The sequence below is a fragment of the Azospirillum sp. genome (genome assembly GCF_035627195.1).
Lineage (GTDB): Bacteria > Pseudomonadota > Alphaproteobacteria > Azospirillales > Azospirillaceae > Azospirillum.
This window is the reverse complement of sequence record NZ_DASPMG010000167.1, coordinates 1-12,477: the sequence shown is the minus strand read 5'-3', so window position 1 is coordinate 12,477 and position 12,477 is coordinate 1. Positions and strand designations below refer to the sequence as shown.

The 12,477-nt window shown below is 72.9% G+C and carries 10 protein-coding genes; 6 read left to right on the top strand and 4 right to left on the bottom strand.

Translation table 11 applies throughout. The features are described from left to right. Positions 1-327 precede the first annotated feature (327 nt). Entirely contained in the window at positions 328-1,413 is a 1,086-nt protein-coding gene (locus VED21_RS15105; protein WP_324883358.1) for a TIM44-like domain-containing protein, read from the top strand. Positions 1,414-1,491: 78 nt separating this feature from the next. Here VED21_RS15105 and VED21_RS15100 read toward each other — a convergent pair whose 3' ends face one another. Beyond that, positions 1,492-1,827, bottom strand: coding sequence for an STAS domain-containing protein (locus tag VED21_RS15100; RefSeq protein ID WP_324883356.1), 336 nt, complete (start codon positions 1,825-1,827; stop codon positions 1,492-1,494). A gap of 234 nt (positions 1,828-2,061) precedes the next feature. On the opposite strand from VED21_RS15100, the gene icmH reads away from it, so the two are divergent. The 4 genes from icmH to VED21_RS15080 are packed head-to-tail and all read left to right on the top strand — an operon-like array spanning position 2,062 to position 8,099. Next, positions 2,062-3,378 carry a type IVB secretion system protein IcmH/DotU gene (icmH, locus tag VED21_RS15095; protein WP_324883354.1) on the top strand — a complete coding sequence of 439 codons (1,317 nt, stop codon included), beginning with the start codon at positions 2,062-2,064 and terminating at the stop codon, positions 3,376-3,378. Positions 3,379-3,384: 6 nt separating this feature from the next. After that, a complete protein-coding gene (gene tssM / locus VED21_RS15090) occupies positions 3,385-5,433 on the top strand; it encodes a type VI secretion system membrane subunit TssM (protein WP_324883352.1) in 2,049 nt (682 codons plus the stop codon). Next, entirely contained in the window at positions 5,430-6,113 is a 684-nt protein-coding gene (tagF, locus tag VED21_RS15085; RefSeq protein WP_324883349.1) for a type VI secretion system-associated protein TagF, read from the top strand. The genes tssM and tagF overlap by 4 nt, the downstream gene beginning before the upstream one ends. 6 nt (positions 6,114-6,119) lie before the next feature. Further along, complete coding sequence (locus VED21_RS15080; protein ID WP_324883347.1) at positions 6,120-8,099, top strand: serine/threonine-protein kinase; 1,980 nt, start codon at positions 6,120-6,122, stop codon at positions 8,097-8,099. 9 nt (positions 8,100-8,108) lie between these two features. Here VED21_RS15080 and VED21_RS15075 read toward each other — a convergent pair whose 3' ends face one another. From VED21_RS15075 to VED21_RS15065, 3 genes are all read right to left on the bottom strand, one after another. Then, positions 8,109-10,481 (bottom strand): MASE3 domain-containing protein, encoded by a 2,373-nt coding sequence (locus tag VED21_RS15075; protein ID WP_324883346.1) that lies wholly within the window; start codon positions 10,479-10,481, stop codon positions 8,109-8,111. Positions 10,482-10,590: 109 nt separating this feature from the next. Then, positions 10,591-11,217: an OmpA family protein gene (locus VED21_RS15070; protein WP_324883344.1), complete on the bottom strand. Its 627-nt coding sequence runs from the start codon at positions 11,215-11,217 to the stop codon at positions 10,591-10,593. Between the two features lie 30 nt (positions 11,218-11,247). Continuing rightward, positions 11,248-11,523 (bottom strand): hypothetical protein, encoded by a 276-nt coding sequence (locus VED21_RS15065; protein WP_324883342.1) that lies wholly within the window; start codon positions 11,521-11,523, stop codon positions 11,248-11,250. A gap of 106 nt (positions 11,524-11,629) precedes the next feature. On the opposite strand from VED21_RS15065, the gene VED21_RS15060 reads away from it, so the two are divergent. Further along, positions 11,630-12,477, top strand: an 848-nt coding sequence (locus VED21_RS15060) for a DctP family TRAP transporter solute-binding subunit (protein WP_324883340.1), incomplete at its 3' end; no start/stop codon positions are given.

Sequence of the window (12,477 nt, the reverse complement as noted above, 5' to 3'; positions counted from 1 at the left end):
GTAGCTGACGAGGGTGCTCATGCGGACTGCGTGCCTTTCTCCCCAGAGGACCCGCCTTGTTCCCCGCGCGCCGCCCTCACGCGGAGGGAGGGCGCGCACCGGCCGGCGGGCGACCGGGGCGCACTGTAGCAGACCCACATGCGGAATCAAGTTCCGCGAAATTCATTTCCGCTTCGCGGAATATCGGTGTGTGCACGGCCTTTCCCGCGTGCCTTTTTTCCGAGCAGACGGTTGGCAAATCGACAGCCACCCCCCTAAAACCGGAATGCCTGCCTTCCCATATAAGCAGGCGGCCCGCCTTCCGGGTTGCAACGACGACGGACCACCATGTTCACCTCTCGCTCCACTCGTACCCGATCGCTGACCGCCATCGCGGCGGCGCTCGTCATCGCGCTTGCGGCCGGCACGGCGGACGCGCGCGCCGGCAAGAGTTCCTCCAGCGGCAGCCGCGGCACGCGCACCTACGACGCGCCCGCGACCACCAACACCGCGCCGAGCACCGCGGCACCGATGCAGCGCTCGGCCACGCCGGACGCGCCGTCGGCCGGCATGCAGCGCCCCGGCATGGCCACGCCGGCCGCGCAGCCGGGCGGCTTCTTCTCGCGCGGCGGCTTCATGGGCGCGCTCGCCGGCGGCCTGCTGGGTGCCGGCCTGTTCGGCCTGCTGTCCGGCAGCGGCCTGTTCGGCGGCATGGCGGGCTTCGCCAGCATCATCGGCCTTCTGCTGCAGTTCGCGCTGATCGGCGGCCTGATCTGGCTGGCGGTGCGCTTCTTCCGCAGCCGTTCGGCCCAGCAGCCGGCCTACGCCGCCGGTGCCATGGGCGCCGGCCCGATGGGCAATGGTCAGGCCGGTTACCAGCGCCAGGGCCATCCGGGCGTGATGGGCGGCGGCACGGGTTCGGGTATGGGTTCCGGCATGGGCGCCGGCCTCGGCGGTTTGGCCGGCGGGCTCGGCGGCGGCATGGGCCAGCGCCCGGCGCCCCGCGCCCGTGGTGAGCGCAGCGACGAGATCGGTATCGGCCCGTCCGACTACCAGGAGTTCGAGGGGCTGCTGGTCGGCATCCAGGACGCCTACGGGCGTGAGGATTCCTTCGCGTTGCGCCAGATGGCGACGCCGGAGATGGCGAAATACTTTACCGACGACCTAGCCGAGAACGCCAGCCGCGGCCTGCACAACCGGGTGTCCGACGCCCAGCTGCTGCAGGGCGACCTGGCCGAGGCATGGCGCGAGCCGGGGGCCGAGTACGCCACCGTGGCGATGCGCTTCGGGCTGATCGACGTGACGGTGGAGCGCGCCACCGGCCGCGTGGTGGAGGGCGACCCCAACACCCGCACCGAGGCGACCGAGCTGTGGACCTTCCGCCGCACGCCGGGCGGCCGCTGGCAGCTGTCGGCGATCCAGCAGGCCAACTGATCGCACGATCAGGAAAAAAACGAAGGGGCGCCGAAAGGCGCCCCTTTTGTTTGGAGACTTATCCTTACCTGGAGGCGCTTAGGACAGCGCCTTCACCGCGTCGTCGGCGTTGGCGTGGATCTCGAACAAGCTGGTGAAGCCGCTCATGTCGAAGACCTCGCGAATCGAGGCGGACATGGCGGCCAGCACGATCCGGCTGCCGGCCGGGCGCGCGCGCTTGGCGGCGACCAGCAGGGCGCGCAGGCCGGCCGAGCTGATGTAGGCCAACTGCGCCATGTCGACGACCACCGAGGCCCCATTGTTCGACACCGCCTGCACCAGCCGCGCCTCGAAGGCGCCGGCGGTGCCGCTGTCCACGCGGCCGGCGGGCTTGAGGATGAGGATGCCGTTCCGGGTTTCTTCGTTGATGTCCATGAATCCCTCTTCCCTCCTCGGCAACGCTGCCGGCCCAAGGTTTACCCGGCCGGCCGTGCGCTGACGACAGAAATCTTGCCCGCCGCGGGGCGCCTGAAGTCCTATCCATAGCGCATCGCGCCGCCGCGCGCATCCCCGCCGGCCGTTTTCCGCTGGCCGTGACCAAGGCCGGCGGGCCTGATATACCGTCCCCGAGGACCGTCAATGGACGGTTGTGCCGGGAAGGGGCGGACGGTGCCGGACGATGTGGTTGGCGACTCGATGGGACGGGACGGCGCTGCGCTCGCCGCGCGGCCGCCTTCGCGCCCGTCCGCCAAGTCTTTCGAACGGCCGAAGCCCGTCGCCCCGGCCGTGGGCGATCTGGCGCCGGGGGCGCTGCTGCGCGCCTCGTGGAACCCGCTGCTGGCCGCCGCCGCCCCGCTGCTCGACCTCGCCGGGCGGCTGCGCGACTTGCCGGCGCACGGCGGGCCGGAGGCGCTGCGCGAGCGCGTGTTGGCCGAGGTGCGCCGGTTCGAAAGCAACGCCGCCGGTGCCGGCATCCCGCAGGAGGAGATCCGCGTCGGCCGCTTCGCGCTGTGCGCCACGCTGGACGACGTGGTGCTGGGCACACCGTGGGGGCCGCGCTCCGCCTGGGGCCGCGAGGGGCTGGTGACGACGGTGGAGCGCGCCACCGGTGCGGCCGAGCGGTTCTTCGACCTCTTGGAGACCATGCTGTCCAACCCGCACCTGCACCGGCGCGAGTTGGAGCTGTTCTACGTCTGCCTGTCGCTGGGGTTCGAGGGCAAGTTCCGCGACCGGCCGCGCGGCGGTCACGACCTTGCCCACCTGCGCGACAACCTGTTCCGCCTTCTGCGGCGCGAGCGGGGTGGGTCCGACCGCGCCCTGTCGCCCACGTGGCGCGGCATGGCGGAGCGGTTCCGGCCGCTGGGCGCGGTGGTGCCGCCGTGGGTGGTCGCTGCCGTATGCGCCGCCGTCCTGTCCGCGCTGTTCCTGGTGCTGGCGCAGTCCTTGAGCGAGCGGGCCGACCCGGTGGCGGCGCGTCTGGCCTCCCTGCTGCCCGAGCGGCCGATCGAGATCGCCCGCCTCGCCCCGCCGCCGTCGCCCAACGCCGGGCCGGCGTTGCTGGCACGTGCCCGGAAGGCGCTGGAGCCGGAGCTTGCCACCGGCGACGTCAGCGTGCTGGCGGCCGACGATGGGGCGCTGGTGGTGCGCATGCAGGGCGCTTTGTTCCCCACCAACAGCGACGCGCTGCGCGCGCGCTTCCGCGCCGTGACCGAGCGCATCGGCGAGACGCTGGCGCGCGAGCAGGGCTATGTGCTGGTGGTGGCGCACACCGACGCGCTGCCCGGCCGCAACGTCCGCTTCCCCACCGCGCAGGCGCTGAGCGAGGCGCAGGCGGAGGCGGTGCGCCGGATCCTGGAGCGCCACGTCGGCGCCAACCGCCTGTCGGCCGAGGGGCACGGCGACGCCGAGCTGCCGCCGGTCTCGGGGCACTCGCCCGCCGCCCGCGCCGCCGCCCGGCGCGTCGACGTGCTGCTGTATCCGCGGTAGGTCGGCATGACCGCAGTCCGTTCCATCCTTACTCACCTGACTGGCAACCCGCGCGTGCGCTGGGCCGTCACGCTGGCCGGTGCCCTGGCACTGTGCGCCGTGGCCTGGGTGGCCGCACCGCTGGTGGTGCTGGCCGGGCACCGGCCGCTGGAGGACGTGGGCTCGCGCGCGGCGCTCGGGGCGCTCATCCTGCTGGTGTGGGCGCTGGGCAACGGACGCGCCGACCGGCGGGAGCGCCGGGCCAACGAACGGCTGGTGGCGGCGCTTGCCGCCTCCCCGGATCCCGAGGCGCGGCTGTCGCTGGAGGAGATCACCGGCCTGCAGGCCCGGCTGGCGGACGTGCTGGAGCGGCTGCGCACGCAGCGCTTCGGCGCGCGGTTCGGCGGGCGCTACCTGTACCAGCTTCCCTGGTACCTGATGATCGGCGCGCCGGGTTCAGGCAAGACCACCGCGCTGACCGCCTCCGGCCTGGGGTTCCCGCTGGGCGAGGGCGCGCACGCGCTGTCCGTTCCGGCGCTGGGCGGGACGCGCAGCTGCGACTGGTGGTTCACGGACGAGGCGGTGGTCGTCGACACCGCTGGCCGCTACACCACGCAGGACAGCCGGCACGCGGTCGATTCGCGTGTCTGGGCGGGCCTCCTGGAGCTGTTGAAGGAGCACCGGCCGCGCCAGCCGGTGAACGGCGTGCTGGTCACCGTCAGCCTGCCCGACCTCGCGACCTGGAGCGATGGCGACCGCCGCAGCCACGCGCTGACCATCCGCCGGCGTTTGGCGGAGCTGCGCACCCAGTTGGGCCTGCGCCCCCCGGTCTATGTGGTGTGCACCAAGGCGGACCTGGTCAGCGGCTTCACCGGTTTCTTCGACGCGCTGACGGAGGAGGAGCGGCGGCAGGTCTGGGGCGTCACCTTCCCGATGGGCGAGGGGCCTGGCGGGCTCGGCCCCGCCGCGTGGTTCCGCGACACCTTCACGGCGCTGCTGCGCCGCCTGGACGAGCGGCTGCTGGAGCGCCTGCACCAGGAGCCGGACGTCGAGCGCCGCTCGCTGAACTTCACCTTTCCGCTGCAGATGGCGTCGCTGGAAGGGCCGCTGGCCGATCTGATCGAGACCGCCTTCGCCGCCGGGCCGGAGGAGGAGGCGCCGCTGCTGCGCGGCGTCTACTTCACCAGCGCCACGCAGGGCGGGGTAGCGGTGGACCGGCTGGCCGCACCCTTCGCCGCCTTCGGCGCTACCCCCGCCGCTCCCGCCGATGACCCGCCGGTGCAGCGCCACAGCTTCTTCCTGGAACGCCTGCTGCGCGACGTGGTGTTCGCCGAGGCCAATCTGGCTGGCGTCGACCGCGTGCTGGAGCGTTCGCGGCGGCGCCACCAGGGGCTCGCCATCGGGGCCACGCTGGCCGCCACGGCGGCCGTCGCCGGGTTCTGGGCCAACAGCCATGGCGGCAACGCGGCGCTGGTCGACCGCGTCGCCGCCGCCGTCGCCCGCGCCGAGGCGGCCATCCGCGCGCTGGACACGCCGCCGCGCTCGCTGGCGCGCGTCGAGGATACCGACTTTGCCGCCGTCCTACCGACGCTGGACGCGTTGCGCGGGATCCCCACCGGCTATGCCGACCGCGGCGGTTGGCCGTCCTTCGTGCTGGCCGGTGGGCTGTACCAGGGCGACCGGCTGGGGCCGCGTGCCGACGCGGTCTATCGCCGGGCACTGCGCAGCGTGTTCCTGTCGCGCCTCGTGCTGCGTCTGGAGGAGCAGCTGCGCACCGGCTGGGCGCGGCCGGACCAGCTTCGCCTGTCGTTGCGCGCCTACCGTATGATCGGTGGGCGGGAGCCGCTGGACCCTGCCTTCGTCGCCGAGTGGATGGCGGCCGACTGGCAGCGCACGCTGGCCGGCCCGGCGCACGAGGACAAACGCCGCGCGCTGGGCGAGCATCTGGCGGCGCTGTTCGACGTCGGCTTTGCCGCCGTGCCGCTGGACGATGCGCTGATCGACCGTGTGCTGGAGGTGCTGGAACAGGCAACGCCGCGCCCGCTGCCCTTCCCCTCGCCCCAGGGCCCGGCATGAGCCGCGCCCGCACCGCGCCCGCGCCGGTCGAGGAGGCGTTCGGCCCCGGCTTCCATGGCAAGGTGCCGGCACGGGGCGATTTCGTGGCGCATGGCTTGCCCTCCCGCTTCATCACGCCGTGGGACGCGTGGCTGCAAGGGGCGCTGGCGGAAAGCCGCGCGCGCATCGGCCCGGCGTGGGAGCGGCTGTTCGCCGCCAGCCCGGTGTGGCGCTTCACGCTCGCCCCGGGCCTGTGCGGCGGGCGGGCGGTGGCCGGCGTGCTGGTGCCCTCGGCCGACCGCGTCGGGCGGCTCTATCCCTTCGTGCTGGCGGCGGCGCTGCCGGTGGGGGTGGACCTCGCCGCCGTGCCGTTCGGCTGCGCCACCTGGTTCGGCCGGGCCGAGGCGGTGGCGATCGCCGCCTGCCAGGACGGTGCCGATCCCGAGGCCAGCGCCGCCGAAGCCGAAGCGCTTGACCGGCCGGACCCCGGCTTCGCCGCGCACAACCCGCTGCACCGCCAGCGGCTGGAGGCGATGGTCGGGCCGCTGCCGGAGATGCCCAGCCTGTGGTGGACGCGCGGGGCGCACTGGGTCACCTCGTCCATGGTGGCCTGTCGCCGCCTGCCCAGCGGGGAGCGCTTCGCCGCCTTCCTCGACAACGGGTGGGAGCGCTGGGGCTGGTGTGATACGGAAGCGATGTGAGGGCGCATGACCGATTCTGACACCTTCTGCTTCGACCTCGGCCCGGCGCAGATCGGCCCCTACGCCGTGCGCGGCGTGTTGGGAGAGGGCGCCATGAGCATCGTCTACGCGGCCGAAGCCGGCGACGGCGGCGACGTGGCGGTGAAGGTGCTGCGCGGCGAGCTGCTGGCCGGGCCGGAGCGCGCCTCCATCCTCGCTCGCTTCCGGCGGGAGGCGGAGATCGGCACCCGGCTCGACCACCCGCACATCGTCCGCATCCTGGATCACGGCGACTGGCGCGGCTCGCCCTGGCTGTCCATGGAGATGGTGGCCGGGCGCGACCTGAAGCGGATGATGGACGCGGGCGACCGGCTGACGCCCACGCAGGCGGCCACGCTGGTGCTGCGCGTGCTGGACGCGCTGGCGGCGGCGCACGCGGCCGGCGTCGTCCACCGCGACGTCAAGCCGGCCAACGTGATGGTCGAGGACGGCTTGGCGCCGAAGCTGATGGACTTCGGCATCGCCCACGTCGCCCAAAGCGACCTGACCATGCGGGACGAGCTGCTGGGCAGCCCCGCCTACATGGCGCCGGAGGTGCTGCGCGGCGAAGGGGCAGACGCGCGCAGCGACCTGTTCTCGGCCGGCGTGATCCTCTACGCGCTGCTCGCCCGCCGCCGGCCGTTCTCCGGCACGGTGGCGGAGGTGATGCGGCAGATCCTGTTCGAGGAGCCGCCGCCGCCGTCCCGCGTCGACCCGCTGGTGCCGGCCGTGTTCGACGGCGTGGTGGCGACGGCGCTGGCCAAGGACCCGGCCCGCCGCTTCCCCACCGCCGACGCCTTCGCCCAGGCCCTGCGCAACGCGCTGGCCGCCGCCGGCGACGCGGCCGAAGCGACGGGCGTGCTGGTTTTCGAGGACGCGTCCTGGCCCACCGCCGCGCCCGATGCGGGTGACGCGGCGGAGGCGTTGCGCGCGCTGCTCAAGGGTTTGCCGGCCGGCACGCTGGGCGAGAAGGCGCTGGCCGAGGCCGCCCGCCTGCTCGATGCCGCCGTGCGTCGTGCGCCGGCGGCGCGCGCCGTGGCGCTGGACAGCGTGATCGTGGACGAGGGGCTGGCGCCGCTGGCCGCGCTGATCCGCGCCGGCATGCCGGCCCCCGGTGCGGCACCCGGCGCCGTGCGCGCGGACTGGATGGCGCTGGTCCGGCTGTTCGCCCGGCTGGCCGAAGCCGCCGTGGCGCGCGGCCTCCAGGATGCCGCGGTGGCTGCGACGCAGGAGGTGGCCGTGGCGCTGAACGCGGCGCTGGCGGACTATGCGCGGCGCCTGGACGACCTGCTGGCGGCCGACGACAACCCCGACCTCGCCGTTATTTCGGCCGACTTCCTGCGTCTCGACGTGCTGCTGCTGGCGCTGGAGGTGCTGCGCGCCGACCACGCGGCGGCGCAGGGGGCGCTGGCGGTCTTCGCCGCGCGCGTCATGCGCAAGGTCAACGCCACCATCGCCGGCTTCCTGGCGGAGGTGGACGACGGGGCGGAGGGCGGGGCGGAGGACGGCGTGGCGCGCTTCGGCGTTGCCGTCCTGCTGTCGGAGGTGGAAAGCCTGCTGGACCTCGCCGCCCGCCTGCTGGACGCCGATCCGGGTCCCGGCCTGGGAGACGACCTGGGCGAGGCCGACGTCGCCGCCTTCCTGGCGCACGCCCGCGCCCTGGCCGGGCGCGTGGCGGCGGAGCTGCGCGCCGAACCGGACGCCGCAGTCTTCGGCGGCCGGCTCAAGGCGCTGGCGGCGCTCTACACGGTGGCGACGCGGCTGCCGTCCGGGGCGGTCCTGCGCCAGCCGCTGGCGGCACTGACGCAGGAGCTGTACGCGCAGGTGTCGGCTCTGCTCGACGCCATTCCGGCCGCCGAGCCCGAACGCATCGAGGCGGTCTACGACATGGCCGAGGCCCTGGGTTGGAGCGAGGTTCAGCGCGCCGCCGTCACGGCGCTGCGCCGCCGGCTGGTGGCGCGGGGGTAGGGAGCCCCCTCAATCCGCGTCTTCCAGCGCGCGTTCGCGCACCGTGTGGATCAGCGCGCGGAGCTGGCCGGGGGTGACCGGCTTGTGCAGCACGTCGACACCGGAGCGTTGCGCCTCCACCAGACGGTCGGGGCCGGTGTCGCCGGTCAGCAGGATGCTGGGCACCGCGTCGCCCCAGGCGTCGCGCACCGCGCGGATCGCCTCCACGCCCGTGCGCCCGCCGCCCAGGCGGTAGTCGGAGATGAGCACGTCCGGCGGCCGGCCGCGCGCGGCGAGCGCGCGCAATGCCTCGTCGGCGCTCAGCGCCGTCTCCACGTCGAAGCCCCAGCTTTCCAGCAGCGCCCGCATCCCGTCCAGGATGATGGACTCGTCGTCGATGATGATGGCGAAGCCCCGCTCCGGCGCCTCCGCCCCGGCGCGGCCGGCCGGCGCGGCGGCGTGCGGCGGCTGGACCGGCGGCACCCCGATGGTGAAGCATGACCCGCGCCCCGGCGCGGTGCGCACGTCCACCGGGTGATCGAGCAGGTTCGCCAGCCTTTTGACGATGGCGAGGCCGAGTCCGAGCCCCTGGGCGCGGTCGCGCTCGGTGTTGGCGATCTGCACGAACTCCTCGAAGATGTCGTCCAGCCGGTCGCGGGGGATGCCCGGCCCGGTGTCCGCCACGATGAGGCGCAGCTTATCGCCCTGCCGCCGGCAGCCCAGCAGCACGCCGCCGCTCTGCGTGTAGCGCAGCGCGTTTTCCAGCAGGTTGCGCAGGATGCGCAGCAGCAGCGTGGGGTCGCTCTCCACCCACGCCGACGAGCCGACCACGCGCAGCCGCAACCCCTTTTCCGCCATGCGCGGGGCGTATTCGGCGGACAGCCGCTCGAACAGGGCGGCGACGGCGAAGGGCCGCACCTCCGGCACCACGACGCCGGCCTCCAGCTTGGAGATGTCGAGCAGCCCGTCGAGCAGCGCCTTCAGCGCGTCCAGCGCCTGGCGCATGGTGTCCACCAAGGTGCCGGCCGGATGGCCGTCCAGCCGGTCGTACAGTGCGTGGACGAACAGCAGCAGCGCCTGCACGGGCTGGCGCAGGTCGTGGCTGGCGGCGGCCAGGAAGCGGGTTTTGGCGGCGTTGGCGCGCTCCGCCGCGCGGCGGGAACGGTCCTGCTCGATCAGGGCTTCGCGCAGCTTGGCTTCGGCCTGCTCGCGGTCGGTGACGTCGCGGCAGACGATCAGCACGGACTGCGCCGCCATGCCGCCGTCCGGGAATGGGGCGTCGAAGAGCGGCGTCAGGCGCAGGTCGTGCGTGCGCTCACCCAGGCGCATCAGGCCGGCGCGCGGGCGGCCATCGTCGAAGACGGCGCGCACCTCGTGCTCGACCGGCTCCATGGTTTCCGGCGGCAGGTTCAGGTCGCGCCAGCACCGCCCCCGCCACGCCCCGGGCGGCAGGCGCAGCAGGTCCACGGCGGCCCGATTGGCGAAGGTCAGGCTGCAGTCGCGCCCCACCATCATCACGGCGTCCGGCGTGGCGGTAAGGATGGCATCCAGCGTGCGCGCCTGCCGGGCGACCTCGGCGGCCAGTTCCTGCTCACGCTCCACGGCACGGGCGATCAGCGCCTGCGGGCGCACCAGCCCGGTCTCGACCACCGCGCGGAAGACGAAGAAACAGGCGGCGATCTTCAACAGGTGGCCCACCGCGTTGGCGATGCCGTACACGTCGACGTACAGAGTGAAGGCCAGTTCCGAGACGATCCGCGCTAGCGTCGCCCAGACCAGGAAGACGAGGATCTGCCGGTCGAAGCGGCGGCGGTTCGCGTGCAGCAGCGCCAGCACCACGGCATAGCCGGCCACGATGGCGTACTCGCTGCCGATCTTGAACGGCGTCAGGCCGGTGCCCGGCACGAAGCAGTCGGGGAAGACGGGCCAGACCAGGACGCTCAGCGTGCCCAGCGCCGCCGCTCCGCCGAAGCCCAGGTGCAGCCGCCACGCCGCGTGCCGCTCCAGGGGCCGCGCCACGGCCAGCAGGAATCCCGCGCATTCGATGGCGCGGGCGATGATCCAGAACTGCGTGGCCATATTGGCGTCCGCGCCCGGGATCACCTCCATGCCCTTGTACGCCAGCGTGTGCAGCGTATCGATGGCGGCCACGTACAGGTACGCCGTGCCCAGCAGCAGCATGTGGTTGTCGTGCAGCAGCCGGCGCGAGTACCAGGCGACGGTGAAGGTGCCCAACGCCACCAGGACGCTCGCCGCCTCCACCGCCGTGTGGAAGACGAGAAAGGCGGTGAAGCTGAGATACAGCAGCGCGGCAGCGCCGAGAACCGGAAGCGCTGCGGCGCCGGCGCGCCGTACGGTGCGCGGGAGCGGAGAAGACTCGGGAACGCGCTGGAGATCCGTCATTGCACCGCCGGTCACCGCTCAGAATCGGCCCGAAACCCTGCTTACCGTTAAAATTGGGGCTATTCCAGGCGGAAAGCGGACTTCCACCAAAAGCCATAGGCCGACGCGTTCAACGCCCAAGGTTGACGATCTCCACCCGCCGGTTCGCGGCGGCGGCGGGATGGGCGGGGTCGGCCGGTTCGCGCTCGCCCATACCCGCCACGTCCAGCCGCGCCGCGTTGATGCCGTGCCGGCGGACCAAATATTCCTTCACCGCCCGCGCCCTCCGTTCGGACAAGGCCTGATTGGCACCGTCGTTGCCGACACCGTCGGTGTGGCCGACGATGCGGAAGCGCAGCTCTCCGGCGCCCGGCGCCGTCAGCACCGCCGCCACGCGGTCGAGCACGGCGCGCGACTCGGGCCGGATGCGCACCGAGGCGAAGTCGAAGTTGATCAGGAAGCCCGCCTTCAGCGCGCCCGGCGGCGTGGCGATGGACGGTGCCGCTGCCGGCCCGGTGGCCGTGGCGGTGGCCGCAGGGGCCGGCATGGCGCGGGCGGGCGGAGGCGGCGGCGTCAAGGCGGGGACGGGTGCCGGCGCGTGCGCCGCGGCCGGCGGGCAACCGGGTCCCGCCACGCCCAGCAGCGCGCGGGCGATGTCGCATTCACTGGGGTTGCTGCCCAGCATCGTCGCGGCCGCGGGCGGGGCCGCGGCGACCGCCAGCACGCTCCACGCGATTCCAAAGATTCTCGCTTTCATGCCGCCTCTGTCCGCCGCGCCGCCTGCCGGTCAAGGCGGCATTGTCGGCATCCTGGCGACCGTGGTCAAACCCGGCGCGCACCGCGCATCCGGGGCCACTTGCATTTCAATCCACGAGAAAGTGTAGGCGGCCATTCGGAATTGCACGTTGTTCCCGTCGAACAATCCCCCACATTTCGGGAAAACACTCCCGTCGGCAACTCGGCCGCAGCCCGAATGCGTGACTGCGGCCTCTTTATTCACCACCCGCGCGTCATTGAAGGGTGCCGGCAGCGGCGCCATGCCGTTGCGCGTGCGCTCCACCATGTCCGTACCACCCTTGCGCCCGACGCCCCCCTCGGTTGTGGCTTGGGGCGGCGGCGCCTGATACCATCGCGCATTCTGTGCAAAAGCCGACTGGGGAGGAAAATCCATGAAATCCGTGAAAGCCCTGCTGGCCGGCCTGGCCGTCGCCGCGCTGGCCCTGCCGGGCGCCGCCTTCGCGGCCGACTACAAGGCCGAGTACAAGCTGTCCACCGTCGTCGGCAACGCGTTCCCCTGGGGCAAGGGCGGCGACCGCTGGGCAGAGCTGGTGAAGGAGAAGACCGGCGGGCGCATCAACATCAAGATGTACCCCGGCGCCGCGCTGGTGAACGGCGACCAGACCAAGGAATTCACCGCCCTGCGCCAGGGCGTCATCGACCTCGCCATCGGCTCGACCATCAACTGGTCGCCGCAGGTGAAGGAGCTGAACCTCTTCGCCCTGCCCTTCCTGATGCCCGACCACAAGGCCATCGACGCGCTGACCCAGGGTCCGGTCGGCAAGCAGCTGTTCGACCTGCTGGCGACCAAGGACGTGGTGCCGCTGGCCTGGGGCGAGAACGGCTTCCGCGAGCTGTCCAACTCCAAGAAGCCGGTGAAGACGCCGGACGACCTGAAGGGCCTGAAGATCCGCGTCGTCGGCTCGCCGCTGTTCCTCGACACCTTCACCGCCCTGGGCGCCAACCCGACTCAGATGAGCTGGGCCGACGCGCAGCCGGCGCTCTCCAGTGGTGCCGTGGACGGCCAGGAGAACCCGATGTTCCTGTTCACGGTGCTGAAGATGCACACCGTGGGCCAGAAGTTCGTGACGACCTGGGGCTACGTCGCCGACCCGCTGATCTTCGTCGTGAACAAGGACGTGTGGAACAGCTGGACGCCGGCCGACCGCGAGATCGTGCGCCAGGCCGCCGTCGAGGCCGGCAAGCGCGAGATCGAGATCGCGCGCAAGGGCCTGACCGA